Raw genomic sequence first — 20,814 nt, forward strand, 5'->3', positions numbered from 1 at the left:
GTCACATGTTTCAAGCCGGGGCCGCATCGTCTGCAAACCCTGCAATACACTTTAATACCCCGCAGCGATGCGGCCCTCTTTTATCGCTTCCCAACGTTGCCGCGGAATTCGCGGTGACGGTGTTGGCGCATATTCGAAAAAAGCTGTCCGCTGTACAAAAATGAAAACCGATAAAATTGTAGCAATCGGCTTAAAGCAGCTGAAAACAGTGCTGTGCCATTGTGGGATCACAGACGGGGAGCGGCCTTTTAGAGAGACGCTCCACACAACAGAAATCGAGACCGGCACAAGCCGGCGGATCGCAAACGGGGTATGAAATGCTGAAGAAGATTATTGCTGCCGCCATCTGCGGAATTGCCGTTGCTTCCATGTCCAATCATGCCGACGCGGCTGGCGCTGCCGGTTTTGCCCGCGGTTTCGCCGCCGTCGAAAAGTCTGCGGTGACGCAGATCGGTGTTTCCGCGCGGGGCGGTTTCGATGGCTGCGTTCTTTCCGCCGGCCAATGCGTCTCCACCATCGCCGCGCCGCTGACGGTCGAGCGCCGTAAGGAACTGCTGCGCGTCAACCGCGATGTGAACGCCACCATGGGCGCGCTCGATGATTATTTCTCCGGTTTTGCAACCGATGTCCCGGCAACGCCGTCGTTGAGCCTTGGCAATTGCGGTGACTGCGCCGCCATCAAGCGCACGGCCCTTGCCGGCGCCGGCTGGTCCTCCAGCGCGCTGCGCCTTGCCTTTTCGCTGAACAATGACGGATCGCTCGAAAAAGTGCTGATCGTCACCACCGACAAGGGCGATATCGTCCTTGGCAACGCCGCCTTTTCTCCGGCAGAGCGCGAAACCGCGCTCTGACCTTTCGTTCGAGCATCGGAAAGATTTGCGATCCGATGCTCCATTCTTTCATGCCTGCCAGACTACGCCGGTTTTCCTGATCCTGTTGGTTCAGGAAGCCGGCGATTTTTTTCGTTCCGCGACGGCAATGCCCGCCAGCGCCATGATGAGAGCGACGATCTGATAGGTGTGCAGCGTCTCGCTGAGCACGATAACCGACAGCAGGGTGCCGAAGACCGGCACGAGGTTGATGAAGAGGCCGGCGCGGTTGGCGCCGATCTGTTCAACGCCCTTGATGTACAGGATCTGCGCGATCAGCGACGCAAAAATGGCGGCATATACCACCAGCACCCAGCCCTTCTGATCCGGCCAGACGACGCTCTCGCGTGAGATTTCCCAGAAGATCAGCGGCACGGAGGTGAGGAGCGCGAAGAAGGCGGGAATGGCCATCAGCGTGCGCCAGTCGACCGCCGGTTTCCAGCGCAGGATGACGGTGTAGATGGCATAGACCAGCACGGCCAGCAGCATGATCGCGTCGCCGACATTCATTTCCAGTTGCAGCAGCGAGACCGGATCGCCATGCGAGGCGAGAAGCGCGACACCAGCGATGGTGAGGCAGAAGCCGGCGATCTGGCCGAACAGCACAGGGGTGCGGAACAGGATGAAGTTCAAGACGAAGATGACCATGGGAATGCCGGCCTGGATGACGGCGGCATTGATGGCCGAGGTGTGTTGCAGGGCCGTGTAGAGAAACACGTTGAAGGCGGTATAACCGACGCTGCCGAGCACGAGGAAATAGGGCAGGCGTTTTTTCACTACCGGCCAGTCCTTGATGAGTTGCGGCACGGAAATGGCGAAGATGATGGCGACTGCGAAGACCCAGCGCAGGAAGGTGAAGGCCATGGGGCTGATGTGGCCGACCGCCAGCTTGCCGGCAACGGTGTTGCCGCCCCAGCAGAGCGTGGCGATGATGAGGGCGATATAGGCTTTGGAGGGCACGCTGATGTTTCGCTTCTTCACGGGGCGGGAAAACGGCTAAGGGGTGAATGGCGGTCTTGCGCCCGCGCCTGGCCCCCACGGGGCGAGATAATGCGGGAAATCCGCGCCTTGTCACGGAAAAAGCAAAATTCTCCATAAGAAACAGGGTCGCTTTCCGTAAAACAACACAGTATACATTCGCGGGTTTGGGTTTCCCATCGGGTTATCGGGCGCGCAAGCGCCATGAGCAGGAAAGCAAGAAATGACGAATGTTGTGGTGGTCGGCTCGCAGTGGGGCGACGAAGGCAAAGGCAAGATTGTCGACTGGCTGTCCGAGCGGGCAGATGTCGTCGTGCGGTATCAGGGCGGCCATAATGCCGGTCATACGCTTGTCATCGATGGCATCAGCTACAAGCTTTCGCTTCTGCCGTCCGGCGTCGTGCGTCCCGGCAAGCTCGCCGTCATCGGCAATGGCGTCGTGGTCGATCCGCATGCGCTGATCGCCGAAATCGGCCGTCTGGAAGCGCAGGGCGTGAAGGTTACCCCGGAAAACCTGCGTATCGCCGACAATGCCACCCTCATTCTGTCGCTGCACCGCGAGCTGGACGGCATGCGCGAAGACGCCGCCTCCAACAGCGGCACCAAGATCGGCACCACCCGCCGCGGCATCGGCCCGGCCTATGAAGACAAGGTCGGCCGCCGCGCCATCCGCGTCATGGATCTCGCCGACATGGAGGCGCTTTCCGCCAAGGTCGATCGCATCCTCACGCATCACAATGCGCTTCGTCGCGGTTTCGGTGCAACCGAAGTCTCGCATGAGACGATCATGGAAGAGCTGGGCTCGATTGCCGAGCGCATCCTGCCGTTCAGCGAAACCGTCTGGCTGCTGCTCGACAAGAAGCGCCGCGCCGGTGCGCGCATCCTGTTTGAGGGCGCTCAGGGCTCGCTGCTCGATATCGACCACGGCACCTATCCCTATGTGACCTCTTCCAACACGGTTGCCGGCCAGGCGGCTGCCGGTTCGGGCATGGGTCCGGGTTCGCTGGGTTATATCCTCGGCATCACCAAGGCTTACACCACGCGCGTCGGCGAAGGCCCGTTCCCGACCGAGCTGAACGATGAGATCGGCCAGTTCCTGGGCGAAAAGGGCCATGAATTCGGCACCGTCACCGGCCGCAAGCGCCGCTGCGGCTGGTTCGACGCCGCACTGGTGCGCCAGTCGGTCGCCACCAATGGTATTACCGGCATCGCGCTCACCAAGCTTGACGTGCTTGATGGTCTCGATGAGCTGAAAATCTGCGTCGGCTACAAGCTGGACGGGCAGGAAATCGACCATCTTCCGGCGAGCCAAGGCGCGCAGGCGCGCGTCGAGCCGATCTACGTCACGCTGGAAGGCTGGAAGGAATCTACCGTCGGTGCCCGAAAATGGGCGGATTTGCCTGCTCAGGCAATCAAATATGTCCGTCAGGTCGAGGAATTGATCGGGGCGCCTGTCGCACTTCTGTCGACAAGTCCGGAGCGTGACGACACCATACTTGTGACTGATCCGTTTGAGGATTAATGTCCTCGGCGATCTAGATTCATAAACCATATCGGGCCGGTACGTCGCCGGTCACGACGAGAAAGTGCTTATGGCGGATTTTGTAGCAGTCATTCGCAAGGCCGTGGATGGCTTGGCGAACAATACTCCCGAAAACCGGGCGAAGGTTTACGACAAGGCGCGCAGTGCGGTTGTGCGCCAACTCGAGAATATGAAGCCACGTCCGCCGGAAGAATTGTTGCGCCGGCAGATCGCCAAGCTGGACGCCGCCATAGCCGAGGTGGACAGCGAATATGCCGAGGCGCTTCCGGCGTTGGAGGATGATGACGCTGTCTCTCCCGCCGCGGAAGAGACGGCGGCATCCTATTACCAGCAGGATGCTGCCGACGAAGACGAGGCCCGCGCCGCCGAGCCGGCAGAGGATGCCGACCGGGAAGAGGCGCGGCACGAGCCGGCCTACGAAGAGCCGGCATCCGCTGAACCCGCGCAATCGGAGCCGGCTTACGAAGACGCGGCCGAAGAGGAAGAGCCCCGGCACGCTGACACCGCTGCCGATGAGGAGCAGCATCACGGCGACCGCGCGCCGGAAGAGCTTTATGATGCGCCGGAAACGGTTCATGCCGCTCCCGCCCCGGCACACGGTTCCGACGAAGTCGTCGGCACCTATTTCACACGGGCGGATGAAGAGCCGGCTCACCAGCCGGAGCCTGAAACGGCGCTCGGCGCTGCCGATGATTCCGTTCCCTCCCATTGGGCGCAGCCGGTGGATGAGGATGACTGGCGCAAGCTCGATGAAGCGCAGGACGACGATGTGCGTCCGGCCGCCGAGGAATATGAAGAGGTTCGCAACCAGACCGACGAACGTCCGCTTGTTGCCGGTTATGCCGCGCAGCATTACCAGGAGCCGGAAGTAAGTTTCGAGCCCGCCCCTTACGAAAAGGATGAGCGGCGCGAGGCGGACGACCATTTCGGCCCCGCCGCCGTGGAGCATGCTCCGGCGTTTGGCGGCCGGCACGATTTTGACGACCATCGCCAGCCGGAAGAGCAGGCTCCGAAAAAGGCGGCCGTGGTCGAGGATTTCTCGTCCTATTTCCAGGATGCGGATATTGCCATTCCCGCCAAGGACGCGCCGGCGCTGCCGCGCGCGGATAACGATCTCTTCGGCGATCAGGCAGCGGCAAAGGACAACAAGGAACGCACGCCCTGGGACGATCTGGACGAGCTGATCGGTTATGACGGCGCGTCGTCCTCCACCCGTCAGGCTTCGGGCGAAACGAATGGCGTGGGCGCTGCCGCCGCAACGCCCGCCTATATGGTCAAGAAGAAGCCGCGCCGCAATTATGCGTCGCTGGTTCTGGCCGTTGTCGGCGTGGCGCTGCTTGCCGGCGGCGGTTATGCCGTGTGGATGAACCGCGATGCGCTGAACGATATGGTCGGCGGGCTGGTCAGTTCCGCACAGAACGGCGGCACCAGCCAGACGGCTTCGAACGGCACGGGTGAGGCGCAGACTTCGACACCGCCGGCGACCCAGCAGCCGCCCGCCACGGGGCAGCAGCCGACAACCCCGACCAACCATCAGGCCCCGACCCATGGCGATGACGGCTCCGTCACCGGCACCAAGTTCACCCAGCGGCTTCTGGCCGACGGCACCGAGCGTGACGAGGGACCTGCCGCCGGTGCGAACGGCCAGCCGGTCACCGCCGAAGGCCAGTCGGTCTATGAGCAGAATGTCGCGCCGCCGCCTGCGGGCGAGGCTCCGGCCAACAATGCCGGTGCGCCCGCTGGAACACCTGCTGGCACGCCGCCGGCGCAGCAGCCTGCCGCCGCTGCCGGCGACCGCATGTTCCTTTATGAGGAAGTGCTGGGCCAGACGGTGCCGACCGCCATTCAGGGCAGTGTTTCCTGGTCGTTGCAGCAGGAAAATGACGGTGAGGGCAAGCCTTCTCCGACCGTGCAGGGCCAGATCACCGTTCCCGGCCGTGGCCTCAGCGCGCTGATCACCTTCAAGCGCAATACCGATCCGTCGCTGCCGGCCAGCCATCTGATCGAGATCGTCTTCTCGGTTTCGCCCGGCTTCGAAGGCGGCGCTATCGACAGCGTCCAGCGCATCGCGATGAAGAGCACCGAGCAGGATCGCGGCAACGCGCTGATCGCGGTTCCGGCCAAGATCACCGACGATTTCCACATGATCGCGCTCAACGACTTCCCGGATGCGATGAAGACCAATCTGGAGCTTCTGAAGAGCCGTAACTGGATCGACATTCCGGTTTCCTACCGCAACGGCCGGCGTGCGCTGCTGACCCTGCAAAAGGGCAATGACGGCATCGCCGCCTTCGACAAGGCGCTCAGCGAATGGGCGGCAGCAACGCCAGCGACCGGTCAGTGATGATTTAAGGGCGGCTCAGGCCGCCCTTTTCGTTATATGGCTGCGGCGGTGTTTTTGCGTTGGCGGGTGATGGGTGGGTTAGTTGGTGCTGGTGGGTGTGGCTTACCCCCCTCTGCCCTGCCGGGCATCTCCCCCACAGGTGGGGAGATCGATATGCCGCGAGGTCGCGTCCAACTCAACGGTCAAGGATGAAGCGGCGGTAGAGCGTCTTGCCAATCTCCCTCCTTGTGGGGGAGATGCCTGGCAGGGCAGAGGGGGATAAGCGGCATACTCCGAAGCGCGGATATTCGCCCTAACGTTTTTCCTCCAGAACAATCGCGGGTCTCAGAGACAGGCCATTTGCCATCGCCCGCCTTTTACAAACAAAAAATCCCCGGCCAAAGGCCGAGGATGATTCGTGGTCAGCGCATTGGCGTCAGGCGCGTGTCGCCTTAAGCATCCACCACGCGCAGCGCACGCGCAGCTTCCAGCGCTTCCTTCTGCACCGCTTCCTGCACCTTCTCGAAGGCGCGAACCTCGATCTGGCGCACGCGTTCACGGCTGATGTCGAACTCGGAGGAAAGTTCCTCCAGCGTCACCGGGTCTTCGGCAAGCCGGCGGGCTTCGAAGATGCGGCGTTCGCGGTCGTTCAGCACGCCCATGGCTTTCGCCAGCATGCGGCGGCGGGTTTCCAGTTCGTCCTGTTCGATCAGCACGTCTTCCTGGCTGTCATGGTCGTCTACCAGCCAGTCCTGCCATTGGCCGGACTCACCTTCGGAAGCCTTGATCGGCGCGTTCAGCGATGCGTCGCCATGCAGGCGGCGGTTCATCGAGATGACTTCTTCTTCCGACACCTGCAGCTTCGTCGCGATTTCCTTGACATGCTCCGGCTTCAGATCGCCATCGTCGATTGCCTGGATGCGGCCTTTCAGCCGGCGCAGGTTGAAGAACAGGCGCTTCTGGTTGGCGGTCGTGCCCATCTTCACCAGCGACCAAGAGCGCAGGATATATTCCTGGATCGAGGCCTTGATCCACCACATGGCATAGGTGGCCAGACGGAAACCGCGCTCCGGATCGAACTTCTTCACCGCCTGCATCAGGCCGACATTGCCTTCGGAGACGACTTCGCCGATCGGCAGGCCGTAACCGCGGTAACCCATGGCGATCTTGGCGACGAGACGCAGGTGGCTGGTGACGAGTTTATGCGCGGCGTCGCGGTCGCCATGCTCGGCATAACGCTTGCCAAGCATGTATTCTTCCTGCGGCTCCAGCATCGGAAATTTACGGATTTCGTCGAGATATCTATTGAGACCGGCTTCGCCGGCTGTAATCGTAGGCAAACTATTGCGGGCCATAAAGCACCCCCTTATCTATGGTCTGGAACGGCACCCTCTTTGATCGGCGACTGACCCGCCGGAGGCACACCGTAAGCTGCGGGTCGTTACCGACCCCGCACGAACCCATGTGACAGATATGTACGCGCCCGCCGCGTTTCAAGCGAACGCTGCGTTCACACATGCGTTATGTTCCAGTGACACCTTCTTTGACCTGTTTAACTTTCGAACGGTAGATTCGTTCCGAAAAACCGCCAAGGCCGGAACGCACCATCAGCTCATACATTACCCGCCGGCGCATGGGATTGTGCAGGCGCACAACCTTGGAGCCAAGGAACTGCGTCTCCACATGGGCAAGCGCCTGCAGATCGGGATCGGCGGCAATCGCGTTCGCGTAGGTTGCGTGAAATTCCCGGCGGCAGACATAGGTTTTGTATTTCGTCATGCCGAAGCAGACGAGGCTGTGACCATGGGTGCGCAGGAAATCGGCGACGCCCACCGTCACTTCCGGCCAGGCGGGATTGAAAGTGTCGTCGAAGACGATGACGCCATGCGGCGCGATCACTTCCATCGCCAGTTTCGCATCGGCCAGCACGTGGTGCAGGTTGTGGCCGCCATCGATGCTGAAGAAGCGGGCGGGGCCGATGCGGGAGGTAATGTTGGCGGGTGCCAGCTGCGTGCTGTCGCCCCTGATGATCAGGTCCTCATCCATGGCGAAACCCAGCCGGCGACCGTTTTCCATCAGGCGTTCATATTGGTCGAGGCTGCCATCTTCGGGCGGATCGAGATCGAAGAGATCGATGCCCAGCACTTTTTCCTGCCTCCCGGCGAATTTGCGCAGCAGGAAATAGGAGCGGCCGTAATAAACGCCGATTTCCGCCATGCCGCCATGGAGGCCGCTTTTCGTCTGGGCCTGCAACAGCGCCTTGAAGACGAGCGCATCGGGCGGGTCGATATAGCCTTCGACGCTGCGCAACTCCTGAAAGATAAACCGGCGGTCTTCGATATTCATGCGATAGATCCCGTCATCATGCCGGTTCCGTTCGGGGGCGGATCGAACGAATGGCGTCCCTGCGGCTTTATTTGGCAGGCTTGAAATCGCCACGGTTAATGGCGGCGATTTCAGGCTTTGCGGGGCCGAGGAGGTGTGACGATTGAAGCGAAATTGGGGCGGTCTATAAAAAGGACCGACTGCGGAATATCGCTATCCGCTAATCTTTTTTTATTATCCGGGGCTTCCGGCGAAATGCATGGCGCAGTTTTTTTGACCGCGCCATGCAGGTTTTCAGCCACGCAATGCGGCGGTCAGCGCTTCCATGTCATCCGGCAGGTCGGTTTCGAATTCCATCACCTCGCCGGTGCGCGGATGTTCGAAGGCGAGCAGATAGGCATGCAGGGCCTGGCGCGGAAAGCCGCGGACGGTGCTTTTTGCAGGTTCTTCGAGAAGGTTCGCCTTGGTGCGGAAGGCCGCGCCATATTCGGGATCGCCGATCAGCGGATGGCCGATATGGGCCATGTGAACGCGGATCTGGTGGGTGCGGCCGGTTTCCAGCCGGCATTCCACCATGGAGGCGAGGCAGGTGGCGTCCGGCCGCTCATGGTAACGCTCCATCACCTCGTAATGGGTGATCGCCTCGCGGGCATCGTCCGAATCCTCGTGCTTGACGGCGCGTTTGGTGCGGTCGGCGCTGCGGCCGAGTGCGGCGTCGATGGTGCCGCGCAGGGTGCGCGGGCGGCCCCAGACAACGGCCTTGTAGGCGCGCTCCAGCGGCCCGGTGCGGCCATGGTCGGCAAATTGTGCGGCGAGATGGCGGTGTACATTGTCGTTCTTCGCCACGACCATGACGCCGGAGGTTTCCTTGTCCAGCCGGTGCACGATGCCCGGCCGCCTGACGCCGCCAATGCCGGAGAGGCTGTCGCCGCAATGGTGGATGAGGGCGTTGACCAGCGTGCCGGTCCAGTTGCCGGCGCCCGGATGCACGACGAGACCGGCGGGCTTGATGAGCACGATCAGGTCTTCATCCTCATATTCCACGTCGAGCGGAATGTCCTCGCCCTTGGGTTCCGGGTCTTCCGGCTCGGGCATGACGATTTCGATGCGATCCTTGGGATGCACCTTCTTTTTCGGCTCCGTTACCGGCTGGCCGTTGATGGAGACCGCGCCCTGTTCGATCAGCGCCTTCAGGCGACTGCGGGAGAAGTCGCCGCCCACTTCGCCTGCCAGCCAGGAATCGAGGCGGCCTTCGGCGTCTTCCCCGGCAATCAGGACTTTCCTTGCGTCTCCGCCTTGTTTAAAGGGGTCGTTCATTCTTATTTTTCCGATCCATCAGCATTTCAGGGAACCCGATGACGCAGATCGAGCAAGACGAACAGGAAGACAAGCCGCTTGATCCGGCCATGGAAAAAGTTCGCCGCAAGATGATCCGTTTGCAGATCGTGTCGGGCTCCGTGATGTTTATCAGCCTTATGGCCGTCTTCGGTGCGGTTGTCTACAAGGCGATGGGGCCGTCGAAGGCGGTTCAGACGCAGACGGAAGCGCCGAACCTCGCCGTTCCCACCGGCAACGGGCCGGTTGCCGTCACCGCCAGCCTGCCGCAGGGCTTCGTCATCGATAATGTCAGTTATTCCGGCGGCGACATGCTGTTTTACGGGCGGCTCGCCAACGGCACCCGCAAGGCGCTGGTCTTCAACGTCGCGGCCGGCCGGTTCCTCGCCGATGTGACGGTCGATGGCCAGTGAGGCCAATACGCTGCTGGACGGGCGCGCGCTGATCCCGGTCGACGACCCGGCCGATCCGCGCATCGCCGCGTTTCGCGATATTCGCGAGCGCGACCTGACCGGGCGTCAGGGCCGCTTCATTGCCGAAGGAACGGTGGTGCTGCGCATGCTGGCCGCCGCCCATAAAGCGGGCGGCGCCTTTGCGGCCGAGAGCATCCTCATCCTCAGAAACCGGCTTTCGGGCGTCGCGGATATCCTTGCCGATTTCCCGCCGGATGTGCCGGTTTATGTAGCGGAAGCGCCGGTGCTGGATGGCATCGTCGGGTTCCACCTGCATCGCGGCATTCTGGCGCTCGGGCGGCGGGTTCAGGATCGCGGACTGGAAAAGATGACGGCAGCACTTCCTGCGTCGTCTCTGGTGCTCGTTGGCTGCGGTATTTCCAATCACGACAATCTCGGGGCGATGTTTCGCAATGCGGCGGCGTTTTATGCCGATGCGGTGCTGCTGGACGAGACCTCATGCGACCCGCTTTATCGCAAGGCGCTGCGCGTTTCCGTCGGCTCGGTGCTTTCGGTTCCCTGGCATCGCGGCGGCGGGGCGGTGGAGTTGCTGGAACGGCTTTCCGAGGCCGGTTTTGCGATCTGGAGCCTGTCTCCGAATGGCGAGACGGAGATACGCGATATTCCCCGGTCCGAGCGCATGGCGCTGGTGATCGGCACGGAGGGTGAGGGGTTGCCGCAATCGGTGCTGTCGCGGTTCCATACGGCGCGGATTGCGCAGTCGCCGCAGTTGGACAGCTTGAACGCGGGCACGGCTTCGGGGCTGGCGCTTTATCAGATGGCGGGGGTTATGGGGCGGGTTTAGGGGTTTCCGCAGCATATGCGGCTCACCCCCCTCTGTCCTGCCGGACATCTCCCCCTCAAGGGGGGAGATCAGCTGGGAGCTAACGCTCGCTCATTCGCAACGTTAGAGTTGGGCTGAAGAGTGCCGCATATCGATCTCCCCCCTTGAGGGGGAGATGCCCGGCAGGGCAGAGGGGGGTAAGCCGCACACTCAACGCGAGGTACAACCACACCCGTTGAGGGCCTAATGTTCCCGCTTCTCCATCACCACCTTCGCCCGCTTCGCAAGGCTCTCCCGCCCCGATGAACCGGAGGCCTTGGCGAGTAGCGCCGGGATGGGCGATTTTTCGCCCTCCTGTGCGGCGGTGAGTGCGATCATCTCGGCGGCGATCCTTGCGATTTCGCGGCGGATGGGTTCGTCATTGCCGGTGCCGCGCACGTTCAGCAGGCGTTCGGTGAGCGCGGTGCCCTGATTGCGGATATCCTCGATTTCCTGCTCCAGACCTTGCGGCGCCGCTGGCTCCGTCACGACCGGAGGGGCTGGCTCCGCTGCGGCCATCGCCGGTGCCGCCTCTTCTTCGGCGGCGGGTGCGGTTTCAAGCGCGGCGGCTGGGGCAGGGGCCGCGGGTTGCGAAGGGCTAACCGTTTTTTCGACCGGCACGGCAGGGTTCGGCAGGCGAATGATCATGTCGTTGGCGCGGCCGCCGGTTGCGGCAAGCTGTTCCTTGAGGCGGGCGACTTCCTGGTTGCGCAGCGTCAGCATCGTGTCGAGATCGGCATTTTTCGCCATGAGCGTAGCGACCTGTTCCTCCAGCCGGGTGACCTTGCGGCTTTCGCGCGCAACCGCCGTCATCGCTTCCTTGTTGCGGGCGGCCACATCCTGCAATTCGCGGGTGGCGGTCTCGCCTTCCTTGCGGAAACGCGTGGCGCTCTGCTTGGCCTGCTCGGCTTCCAGATCGCGGGTGGCGGCGAGGATTTTCGAATCATCCAGCTCGCGCGTCAGGTTGGTGAGGCGGGCGGTGAGATCGGACATCTGGCTGGCGCGCTCGTTGGCGGCCTGCTCCTGCTGTGCGAGGTTCGCCTGTATGATGCCGGCGTGTTCTTCGGCGGCATCAAGCGCTGCGCGCAATTCGCCGATTTCCAGCGTCAGCTCTTCGATTTTCAGGGAGAAGCTGCGATTCTGCTCGCCAAGGCGATAGGCATCGCTGGAAGCGGCTTCGTTGGCGAGGCGCAGCGAGGTGTTCTTTTCCCGTTCGGTATCCAGTTCCTGGCGGACCTTGGCGTTTTCGGCGGCGTAGAGCGCACGCGCCATGTCCTTCTGGGCGCGCACTTCCTGCGGGCTGATGGGCATCGTCGCGCGTATGCGGTTTTCCGTATAGGCGACGATGCGGCGGTGGATCGCGGGTGCGATCAACAGGGCCAGCAGGGTTGCGGTGAGAAAACCCAATCCGAAGAGAATGGCATATTCGATCACGCGGGACAGTCTCCGAAACTCAGATGCGCGCGCATTCGGAAAGAGGGGCGCGAAAGCACGTTACGCTATTATTGCAACCGTGGGGAGGGGGCTCCCGGCAATTGCACAGGCGGTGTCGGCGCCACTTGTTTCTTCTCCCCGAGGGGGAGAAGTCCGCGGCAGCGGGATGAGGGGGCAAGGGTGGTGAGATACGGCAACGTTGCCCCCTCATCCGACCCTTCGGGCCACCTTCTCCCCGGCGGGGAGAAGAAAGATGCCGCACGTCCCGTCTTATCAGAAGGGGTTCCAGGTCGGCTGCTGGGTGAGCTTCAGGTAACCGACATTGATGCCGAGGCGCGCGCCGATGCCGGTGCGGATGGGGGCAAGCGTTACGTCGCTGCTCTTCAGATAGGTCATGCCGACGCCGGCGACGATGAAGGCGGAGCCGCTCACACCACCGTAACGGCGGTAAAGCGCATCGACGGAGGGCAGGTTGTAGACCAGCATCATGGCGCGGGTGCCCTGGCCGCCATAATCGAGGCCGAGGGAGGGGCCCTGCCAGAAGACGGGGTGCTGGCCGGCATTCTTGGTGTAAAGCGTGCCTTCGCCATAGGTGAGGCCCGCGACGAAGGCGCCGGAGCCTTCCTGGCCCAGAATGTAACCGTTCGGAAGGCCGTATTGCTGGAAGGCGCGCTCCACCACCTTGGCAAGGCCGCCGGTGGTTTCACCGAAGAATCCGTGGCCTGCATCCACGACTTCCTGGAAAGAATATTGATCGCTGTTCTGGGCCGCGGCCGGTGCGACCCATATCAGCAGGCTCGCAAGGAGCGCGACAATCTTTCCCAGTCCGAGGCGTGCAATGGTGCGGGTTTTCGTAAGGCGCATCGTCATGTCCGTCCGTCTGTTTCGTTAGCGCATCGGTTCGAAAATCCGAATCGGTTTTCGAAAGGGCCGATGCCCAGAGTCAAAGTTCTACAGCATGTTTCGCGCATCCTTGCGGATACACGGGGCTCCAGTGTGGCCTGTTAAGGCATTTGGCATTTTGAAACCATCCTATTAACAATCGGTTTACCAAATATGGTGTCATTATGGCTTAACAATTTCCACACCGTCCGCGCCTCCCTTGCGCAGGAGAGAATTTTATGACCAGCAAACTCAATATCACGCTGTCCGGTCCCGATCTGGCGGCTCTTCTGTGCAGCCGTGTGTGCCATGATGTGATTTCTCCTGTCGGCGCCATCAATAACGGCCTCGAACTCCTGGACGAGGGCGGCACGGATGACGACGCGCTCGATCTCATCCGCACGTCAGCCCTTAACGCATCCGTGCGGCTGAAGTTCGCCCGCCTTGCTTTCGGCGCTTCCGGCTCCGCCGGCGCGTCCATCGACACCGGCGAGGCCGAAAAAGCCGCCCAGGATTTCGCCGCTGCTGAAAAGAAGGCGGAGGTGAGCTGGAACGGCCCGCGCGCCATCGTTGCGAAGAATCGTGTCAAACTTCTGCTCAATCTCTTCCTCGTGGCTTATGGCGCCATTCCGCGCGGCGGCAATGTGGATGTGCTGCTGGAAAGCCCCGACGGCGACGCCAGGTTCGAAATCACCGTCAAGGGCCGGATGATGCGCGTGCCGGCCAAGTTCGTGGAAATTTACGAGGGCAGGCTGGAAGAGGCGGTGGACGCCCATTCCGTTCAGCCCTATTACACGCTGCTTCTGGCCGAGGAGGCCAATATGGCGGTGGAATACAAGGTGCATGACGACCGCATCGTGTTTACCGCCAAGACGGTTGCCGAGTGACCGTTCAATCGCCGATCTGAATTTGCGAAAGGGCCGGGGCTGCGTCTGCCGACGCGCCGGCCTTTTTCGTTTGGGGAGCATGTTCATGACACGTCTGACAACCGCTCGCCTTGTCCTGCGGCCGCATGCCATCGCGGATGAAGCGCTCTATCGCGCCTTCTGGGGCGCGGATGTTCCGCAGATCGAAGGGGTCGTATCGATTGCGCCGCTGGACCCGGAACTCGCCTTCGCCCGGCTTTTGCGTTTTCTGGGCCATTGGTCCGCGTTCGGCTTCGGCCCCTTTGTGGTGGAAGAGCTTGCCACGGGGCGCATCGTGGGCGAGGTGGGCTTTGCCCATATGCGCCGTGGTAACGGTGAGGATTTCGACGGCGTGCCCGAGGCGATGTGGAAAATCGACGGGGCGCTGGTGGGCAAGGGTGTCGCGACAGAGGCGGTGGAGGCGGCGCTGCGATGGTTCGATGGTCGCGGGATTTCCCAGCGGACCGTCTGCATGATCAATCCGCTCAACAGCCCGTCGCTGGCCATAGCCGCCCGATTCGGTTTCCGGCCATTTCGCGATACGACGTTCCGCGACAGTCCCGTTCGGCTTTTCGAGCGGATCGCGGATATCTAGAGCATTTCTGAACGCGGCTTTCTCAAGCACACGGTGTTGCTGTCTCCAATCGCGTTTCAGGACGACCTGAAACCTGTTCGAGGTCTCGGCGGGCGGCGGATTGAACCAGGAGTTGGTCATGTCAACTCCGGAGCATCCCATGCGCTATCTTCTTGCGGCGGTCATCGTCATTTTTTCCACTATCCAGTCCTCAGCGGCGGAAAGCGGCATCGGTTTTAAACAGATCGAATTGCCGGATGAGGCCGGTTCGAGAACGCTAGCCGTTTCATTGTGGTACCCGGCCGCACCGTCGGGCAAAAGCGAGATCGTCGGCGAAAATGCCGCCTTTTACGGCCTTGAGGTTCAACCGGGCGCTTCCCTTCCTGACGGTTCACGTCCTCTCATATTGCTGTCGCACGGTTTCGGCGGAAGCTGGCGCAATCTGAACTGGATTGCCGGTGAGCTTGTTCGGGAAGGTTATGTCGTGGCCGCCCCGGATCACGGCGGCGAATCGTTCACCGAAGAAAATGCGACCGAGATCGTTCCATTGTGGGAACGGCCGCGCGACATAAGCAGAACGCTGACCGCATTGCTCGGCAATGACCGATTCGCCGGCAGGATCGACACGACGCGCATCGCCGTAATCGGCCATTCCCTCGGCGGCTGGACCGCAATGGAGCTGGTTGGCGCGCGATACAGCGCCGATCTTGCGCTGAAGGATTGCAGCGGGGAGAAGCGCCCGCCGCAATGCAAGGCTCCGCGGCTGCTCGCCAAAGTCGGGGTAGTCGGTGACGGCAGGGCCGATCCGCGTCTTTCGATGGATTTGAAGGATACCCGCATCCGCGCTGTCATCGCGTTGGATCTCGGGCCGGCCGCCGGTTTCCTGCCGGAGACGCTGCAAGCCGTCGGCGTGCCGGTTCTCATTCTGGCCGCGGGTGTGGAAACACCGGAGATCGCCGCCATCAAGGCCGATTCCGACTATATCGCCCGGCATCTGCCAAAGGCGACGACCGTTTATCGGGAGATACCGGATGCCAGCCATTTCAGCTTCATGCAGATTTGCAGGCCGAACGGCGAAAAGATCGCGGAGGAGCTTTCACCGGGCGAAGGTTTCGTCTGCCGGGATGGCGGCGGTAGGGACCGCGCGGCCATCCATGCGCAGATCGCGCAGGCAATCCTCGGCTTTCTGAAAGCGGAGATGCGCTAGGTCGGGTTTTCCGGAAGCCTCGTGGCCGGATGGTGCCGATAAACGAGGTCTTCGGGATCGGAACGGGGTGCCGCCGGGTCGAGCCTGCCGCCGATTCGTTCGGCGACGGCCGCGGATTTGCGGTTCTGCGGCGAGACGTAGCTGACAAGCGTGGGCAGGTTCAGGGTCTTGAAGGCCCAGTCGCGCAGCGCCGAGGCGGCTTCCGCCGCATAACCGCGCCCTTCATGGCCTTCGTAAAGCAGCCAGCCCAGTTCCTTTTCCGGAAACAGCGGACCGTGATTGATGCCGACCTGGCCGACGCATTGTCCCGTTTCGCCAAGCTCGATCATCAGTGCGCCATGGCCGAAAAAGTACCAGTTAGCCTGATCGTGGCAGAACACGCCCCATGTCGAGGGCAGGTCGTAGGGACCGCCGACACCGATGGAGCGCAGTGACGTCATGAAATCCCGATAGGCGGGGAAATCCGTGATCGCCAACGGGCGCAGCGTCAGGCGTTCGGTTCTGAGAGTGGGGATGAGGTGGTTCATCTGCCGTTGTCCCTTGGCGGTGCGTGGCCAGGTTTTCTCCCCTCATTCCTGTGCCTGTCACAGGAATCCAGTCGACGCGCGTCTGCGCGGCGGGAGAGTCCTTTCAGCCCAAGGACTTGGGCTGGCTGGATTCCTGTGACAAGCACAGGAATGAGGGAGAATAAATCTTCAAATCGCAACAAAAAACCCGCCGTTTCCAGCGGGTCTTTTAAAAACTGTCCTGTTCCGGAATGGATCAGGCGGTTTCGAGGAATTCCGTCGCGCCATCCGGCTCGCGCAGAACATAGCCGCGGCCCCAGACGGTTTCGATGTAGTTTGCGCCGCCGGCGGCGTTTGCGAGCTTCTTGCGCAGCTTGCAGATGAAGACGTCGATGATCTTCAGTTCCGGCTCGTCCATGCCGCCATAGAGGTGGTTCAGGAACATTTCCTTGGTCAGCGTCGTGCCCTTGCGCAGCGAAAGCAACTCGAGCATCTGATATTCCTTGCCGGTCAGGTGAACGCGCTGGCCGCCCACTTCAACCGTCTTGGCATCGAGATTGACGATCAGCTCGCCGGTGGCGATGACCGACTGTGCATGGCCCTTGGAACGGCGGACGATAGCGTGAATGCGGGCAACAAGCTCGTCCTTGTGGAACGGCTTGGTCATGTAATCGTCTGCGCCGAAGCCCAGGCCGCGAACCTTGTCCTCGATGCCGGCCATGCCGGACAGGATGAGGATCGGCGTCTTGACCTTGGAGAGGCGAAGCGTTCTCAGAACCTCGTAACCCGACATGTCGGGCAGGTTGAGGTCGAGAAGAATAATGTCGTAATCATAGAGCTTGCCGAGGTCCACGCCTTCCTCACCGAGGTCGGTCGTGTAGACGTTAAAGCTCTCCGACTTGAGCATCAGTTCAATGCTCTGCGCTGTCGCGCTGTCGTCTTCAATAAGTAGAACCCGCATAATTATCCCCTTTGCCGCCCGCGAACCGGTAAATCATTGCCTCGCGCGATGCGGATCCAGACGTTGCCTGATTTGCAGGCTGCCACCAAATGGTTAACAAATTCTAATTGCCTTTGGCAAGGTGTATCGAATTTATTAAGCAAAGTAGGCATTTCGCTGTTTTTGCACGTGAATCCACCATCGCCAAAATTGAAGCTTAACGTGAGGAAATCCCGTTAAGTGATTCAATCGACTCTTACATCGTCGGGTCCATTTTTTTGGACCTGGCATTTACCGACCCTTAAATGATCGTCGTTATCATTAACGATGCCCGTAAACGAAAGGTTAACGACGGCGGTTTTTTATTAACGTCGGGTAACTTTTGGGAATCATTCCGGGACAGGGGGCAACCCTTGCGGAAAAACGGGCGGGTTAAACGGGCCGATCAGGGTGGCATAGTGCCTTTTTGATCCGGGTCTCGCTATCCATGGAGTATTGCGTATGAAGTCGCGTGACAGCCTGGTTCGCCTGAAGGAATTTCAGGTCAATGAAAAACGCCGGCAGCTTAGCCAGCTGCAGCAGATGATGTCCGAGTTCGAGCGGATGGCAAAGGAACTGGTGCATCAGATATCTCTGGAAGAAAGCAAGTCGGGCATTACCGATCCGACGCATTTCGCCTATCCGACCTTCGCCAAGGCCGCGCGCCAGCGGGCGGATAATCTTCAGGTCTCGATCCGTGAGCTGAAGGCCCAGCAGGAAGCGGCCGAAGCTTCGCTGGAAGAAGTGCAGGCCGAATATGAAAAGGCCGCCGCACTGGAAAACCGCGACGGAGCCATCCGCGCCCGCGCCTGACCTATAGGCGCAGGAAATTACGAAGATCGTCCTCATTGACGGCTGCCGGTGGATCAGGAGGCGGCTTTCAATGACGGGACGCCATGCATTTTTTCGAAAGGCCGCTCCTTCAGGGCGGCCTTTTGTTTTGCCGCGTCGCCGGTGTTTCCCGCCGGGACGGTCAGGCCTGATTTCGATTGTCCGGACGTGGGGAAAGGCGTATTTTACGGAGGTTCCGACCGTGAGCCGGAGGCTTTTACGCGCACGCGCCCCGTGCGGGTGCGGGCGGCACTTGCAGGGAGGAAAAAATGGCCCGCCAATATATCGATTGCCGCGAATTCCCCAGTGACAGCAGATGCACCGTCGCCATCTCCGCCGATTCTCCGGAGGAACTTATGGAAGCGGCCGTGCAACACGCCGTGGCCGTGCACGGCGCAAAGGATACGCTTGAATTCCGTGAAGAAGTCCGCCGGAGCATGCATGCCGGGACGCCGCCATTGAAGGTGGCGTGAAAAACCGGATTGACCTGTTTTACGATTTGGAACGGTTGCATGTTTCTTCTCCCCGGCGGGGAGAAGAAACATGCCGCGACGCTTGCGATTATTCTGCCCTCAGACAGAAGATAAAGCGCCCTTACCCCTGAATTACATCCGCCCATTCGGCATGGCGTAATGTCTGGGCCTTGAAGAACGGGCAGAGCGGAATGATTTTCCAGCCGCCCTTGCGGGCTTCATCGATCGCATGCGCGGCGAGCGCCTGGCCGACGCCTTTGCCGCGCAGCGCATCGGGCACGCCGGTATGATCGATGATGATGAGGGAAGGGGAGGTGCGCGAATAGGTCATCTCCGCCTTGTGGCCGTCGATGGTCGCCGAATATTCGCCGTGCGATCCGGTTTCGGTTGTCTTGATGTCCATGATGAGCGCCTTCCGCATTGCTGTTGGTTGTCGCCACTGTAACGGCTTGCATCCGAATTGAAACAGCGGGATAGCGAACGCAGCGGACACAAACCGGCGACAATCGCCGGTTTTGTGGGGCAGTTCTCAGGGGGGATCCGAAATCGAACCGAAAACCCCGTCGATAATCCGGCGGGGCGTTCTGGAAACTCGGTCTGGGCGCGTTTTTGCGCCGGCGCACTGTTTTAGTGGCGATATTGCTGAATGCGCGTGGTGCGCAGGCCGGCAAGGCCGTGATCGGCAATCGAGGACTGCCAGGACAGGAATTCTTCGACGGTGAGCGTATAACGCTCGCAGGCTTCCTCGAGGCTCAACAGTCCACCGCGTACCGCTGCAACCACCTCCGCCTTTCTGCGAATGACCCAGCGACGGGTATTGGCAGGCGGAAGATCCGCAATCGTCAGAGGGCTGCCATCGGGGCCGATGACATATTTAACTCGTGGGCGTATCATTTCGGTCATTGGACACTCTATACAAACTCAAGACCATATGACGGGAACTCTATCCCGGTACCTTTAAAAATTGCCTAAGCAGCTCGTGACAATTTATTAAGAATTTGAACGGTTTCGCCTGATTTGTTCGAGTCGCCTTATTTTGCCGGGAAAAAATTTTTCCAAAAATCGCAATTTTTCTCTCTCCCCGGTTGTTTCCGTCAGAGTGCCGCAAGCGAAAGGCACGTTTTCCCGCTGCCCTGGGTAAATTCCGCCGTTCCCTCATGCTGCAGCCGCAGGCGGTCGCCGGCATCGAGGGAAAGGATGGAGGTTGCCGACTGCGATGTGCCTGATGTCGATGCATTGCCGGCGATGCCGAAGCTGGCCGCCGCGCCATTGATGAAAAGCGTCACCCGGTGGCCGGAAGAGGAGACCACGGCTAGCATCAGGGCCGCCAGATAAGGGCCCTTTGCCGGCACCACGAGTTCACGCCCACCGCCGCTCACCGCATCGCCGAGCGCAAAGCCGCCCTCGGCGATGGAGAGCAGGGAAAAACCTGCCGCCGCGCCATTGGCGGGTTTCGTCGTGCCCGCCGGCAGGCCGGCAACGGCGAGCGGGCGGTTCGGCATCGAGACCCGGCCGTCGCCGCTGCACAGAAGTGCGGTGTGCCATGAGGCGCCATCCTTGCTGGTCTTGATCGAAAACCCGTCAGTGCCGGCAAGGCCCATTTCCGCCCGGCCGCTCCAGCCGGACTGGAACAGCAGCGAGGCGGTATCGCCCTTGCCCGCCTTGTTGATCGTCATGCGGTGGCTGCCGCCTTCTTCGGTGTGGGTGAAGAGGCTGGCGGGGGAGGTGAGCGCCAGCCGATTGGTGGCGTCGGCCTCCGTGCCGATGCCCAGCCTTTCCAGCCGACCGGCGGCCGGCAGCGGCATGTCGCGCCAGTTGCCGTCGCGCAGGATGCGATATCTGCTCTCGGCCGCAAACCACGCCGTCCAGCCCGGCTGCGGCGCGATCGAGAGCCAGGCGCCATCCTGCCGGAAAGCGAGCCTGCCGCCCTTGCCGGCCCAGTCGCCCGCAGCATCGGCGGAGAGGAGGAAACAATCCCCTTCCTCAGCGTTATCGGGCGGTGTGGTGATGATGGCCTTGATGACCAGTTGCACGATCGCATCCAGCCTTTGCAGGGCTTCGTTATGGGTGACGTGTTTCTGTGCCTGCGAGGGGAGGATATAGGGAAGCCGAAGTCTCGCCGTCTGTTCCGTCATGATGTGCCTTCCGCGCTGCAGTGTTTCGTTGCGGGGCATTGTGTGGCGGTGGCGTGGGGTGGGGATGAGTGGGGAAGAAATTTGTCTGCGTTGATCGGTATGAGGATGTTTTTAGGGGCTTCGGCGTATGCTGTTTACCCCCCTCTGTCCTGCCGGACATCTCCCCCTCAAGGGGGGAGATCGACTCGTGGATAGGTCTCGCCTATCACGACGTTTGCGAATGAAGCGGTGGTAGCGCCT

General features: G+C 61.1%; 21 protein-coding genes. 10 read left to right on the forward strand and 11 right to left on the reverse strand.

All coding sequences use genetic code 11. The features are described 5' to 3' along the window. Window positions 1-317 precede the first annotated feature (317 nt). Window positions 318-851: a transglutaminase-like cysteine peptidase gene (locus tag PH605_RS10645; protein ID WP_142844937.1), complete on the forward strand. Its 534-nt coding sequence runs from the start codon at window positions 318-320 to the stop codon at window positions 849-851. A gap of 90 nt (window positions 852-941) precedes the next feature. Here PH605_RS10645 and PH605_RS10650 read toward each other — a convergent pair whose 3' ends face one another. Then, window positions 942-1,829 carry a DMT family transporter gene (locus PH605_RS10650; protein WP_161987854.1) on the reverse strand — a complete coding sequence of 296 codons (888 nt, stop codon included), beginning with the start codon at window positions 1,827-1,829 and terminating at the stop codon, window positions 942-944. A 241-nt stretch (window positions 1,830-2,070) separates the two neighbouring features. On the opposite strand from PH605_RS10650, the gene PH605_RS10655 reads away from it, so the two are divergent. Both PH605_RS10655 and PH605_RS10660 read left to right on the forward strand, forming a co-directional pair. After that, the gene (locus tag PH605_RS10655) at window positions 2,071-3,369 is read left to right on the forward strand and encodes an adenylosuccinate synthase (protein ID WP_003522583.1); all 1,299 of its coding nucleotides are present in this window, start codon (window positions 2,071-2,073) and stop codon (window positions 3,367-3,369) included. A 70-nt stretch (window positions 3,370-3,439) separates the two neighbouring features. Next, complete coding sequence (locus tag PH605_RS10660; RefSeq protein WP_161987853.1) at window positions 3,440-5,734, forward strand: hypothetical protein; 2,295 nt, start codon at window positions 3,440-3,442, stop codon at window positions 5,732-5,734. A gap of 431 nt (window positions 5,735-6,165) precedes the next feature. Here the strand turns inward: PH605_RS10660 and rpoH are convergent, their stop codons facing one another. From rpoH to PH605_RS10675, 3 genes are all read right to left on the reverse strand, one after another. After that, on the reverse strand, window positions 6,166-7,068 hold the full coding sequence (gene rpoH, locus PH605_RS10665) for an RNA polymerase sigma factor RpoH (protein WP_003522581.1): 903 nt from the start codon (window positions 7,066-7,068) through the stop codon (window positions 6,166-6,168). A gap of 166 nt (window positions 7,069-7,234) precedes the next feature. Continuing rightward, window positions 7,235-8,059 (reverse strand): class I SAM-dependent methyltransferase, encoded by an 825-nt coding sequence (locus PH605_RS10670; RefSeq protein WP_142845008.1) that lies wholly within the window; start codon window positions 8,057-8,059, stop codon window positions 7,235-7,237. A 273-nt stretch (window positions 8,060-8,332) separates the two neighbouring features. Then, a complete protein-coding gene (locus tag PH605_RS10675; protein ID WP_142844934.1) occupies window positions 8,333-9,355 on the reverse strand; it encodes an RluA family pseudouridine synthase in 1,023 nt (340 codons plus the stop codon). 38 nt (window positions 9,356-9,393) lie between these two features. On the opposite strand from PH605_RS10675, the gene PH605_RS10680 reads away from it, so the two are divergent. Together PH605_RS10680 and PH605_RS10685 are read left to right on the forward strand one after the other, a co-directional pair. Then, entirely contained in the window at window positions 9,394-9,786 is a 393-nt protein-coding gene (locus PH605_RS10680) for a hypothetical protein (RefSeq protein WP_065655535.1), read from the forward strand. Next, on the forward strand, window positions 9,776-10,630 hold the full coding sequence (locus tag PH605_RS10685; protein ID WP_142844933.1) for a TrmH family RNA methyltransferase: 855 nt from the start codon (window positions 9,776-9,778) through the stop codon (window positions 10,628-10,630). The genes PH605_RS10680 and PH605_RS10685 overlap by 11 nt, the downstream gene beginning before the upstream one ends. Window positions 10,631-10,852: 222 nt before the next feature. Here PH605_RS10685 and PH605_RS10690 read toward each other — a convergent pair whose 3' ends face one another. Next, window positions 10,853-12,082, reverse strand: a complete 1,230-nt coding sequence (locus PH605_RS10690; protein ID WP_142844932.1) for a hypothetical protein — start codon at window positions 12,080-12,082, stop codon at window positions 10,853-10,855. 273 nt (window positions 12,083-12,355) lie between these two features. Next, window positions 12,356-12,952 (reverse strand): DUF1134 domain-containing protein, encoded by a 597-nt coding sequence (locus PH605_RS10695; protein WP_003522931.1) that lies wholly within the window; start codon window positions 12,950-12,952, stop codon window positions 12,356-12,358. 251 nt (window positions 12,953-13,203) lie between these two features. Between PH605_RS10695 and chpT the strand changes: the two genes are divergently transcribed. The 3 genes from chpT (at window position 13,204) to PH605_RS10710 (ending at window position 15,650) form a co-directional block, all read left to right on the forward strand. Further along, window positions 13,204-13,851, forward strand: a complete 648-nt coding sequence (gene chpT, locus PH605_RS10700) for a histidine phosphotransferase ChpT (protein ID WP_003522930.1) — start codon at window positions 13,204-13,206, stop codon at window positions 13,849-13,851. An 85-nt stretch (window positions 13,852-13,936) separates the two neighbouring features. After that, window positions 13,937-14,464 carry a GNAT family N-acetyltransferase gene (locus tag PH605_RS10705; RefSeq protein WP_142844931.1) on the forward strand — a complete coding sequence of 176 codons (528 nt, stop codon included), beginning with the start codon at window positions 13,937-13,939 and terminating at the stop codon, window positions 14,462-14,464. A gap of 139 nt (window positions 14,465-14,603) precedes the next feature. Next, a complete protein-coding gene (locus PH605_RS10710; protein WP_161987852.1) occupies window positions 14,604-15,650 on the forward strand; it encodes an alpha/beta hydrolase family protein in 1,047 nt (348 codons plus the stop codon). Here the strand turns inward: PH605_RS10710 and PH605_RS10715 are convergent. Then, window positions 15,647-16,177 (reverse strand): GNAT family N-acetyltransferase, encoded by a 531-nt coding sequence (locus PH605_RS10715; protein ID WP_142844930.1) that lies wholly within the window; start codon window positions 16,175-16,177, stop codon window positions 15,647-15,649. The two genes, PH605_RS10710 and PH605_RS10715, sit on opposite strands and share 4 nt — an antisense overlap. Window positions 16,178-16,412: 235 nt before the next feature. Next, a complete protein-coding gene (ctrA, locus tag PH605_RS10720; RefSeq protein ID WP_003522926.1) occupies window positions 16,413-17,117 on the reverse strand; it encodes a response regulator transcription factor CtrA in 705 nt (234 codons plus the stop codon). A 480-nt stretch (window positions 17,118-17,597) separates the two neighbouring features. Here ctrA and PH605_RS10725 point away from each other — a divergent pair, with 480 nt between their 5' ends. Then, entirely contained in the window at window positions 17,598-17,948 is a 351-nt protein-coding gene (locus PH605_RS10725) for a flagellar export protein FliJ (protein WP_080824430.1), read from the forward strand. A gap of 287 nt (window positions 17,949-18,235) precedes the next feature. After that, entirely contained in the window at window positions 18,236-18,439 is a 204-nt protein-coding gene (locus tag PH605_RS10730) for a DUF1059 domain-containing protein (protein WP_003522925.1), read from the forward strand. A 121-nt stretch (window positions 18,440-18,560) separates the two neighbouring features. On the opposite strand, the gene PH605_RS10735 is transcribed toward PH605_RS10730, so the two are convergent. The 3 genes from PH605_RS10735 to PH605_RS10745 all read right to left on the reverse strand — a co-directional run bounded on the left by PH605_RS10735 (window position 18,561) and on the right by PH605_RS10745 (window position 20,574). Next, a complete protein-coding gene (locus PH605_RS10735) occupies window positions 18,561-18,842 on the reverse strand; it encodes a GNAT family N-acetyltransferase (protein WP_003522924.1) in 282 nt (93 codons plus the stop codon). Window positions 18,843-19,066: 224 nt separating this feature from the next. Continuing rightward, complete coding sequence (gene sciP, locus PH605_RS10740; protein WP_003491799.1) at window positions 19,067-19,342, reverse strand: CtrA inhibitor SciP; 276 nt, start codon at window positions 19,340-19,342, stop codon at window positions 19,067-19,069. A gap of 191 nt (window positions 19,343-19,533) precedes the next feature. Then, a complete protein-coding gene (locus tag PH605_RS10745) occupies window positions 19,534-20,574 on the reverse strand; it encodes a DUF2793 domain-containing protein (RefSeq protein WP_142844929.1) in 1,041 nt (346 codons plus the stop codon). Window positions 20,575-20,814 lie beyond the last annotated feature (240 nt).

Source organism: Agrobacterium sp. CFBP 3001, assembly GCF_027871605.1.
In the GTDB taxonomy this organism is placed as follows: domain Bacteria; phylum Pseudomonadota; class Alphaproteobacteria; order Rhizobiales; family Rhizobiaceae; genus Agrobacterium; species Agrobacterium leguminum.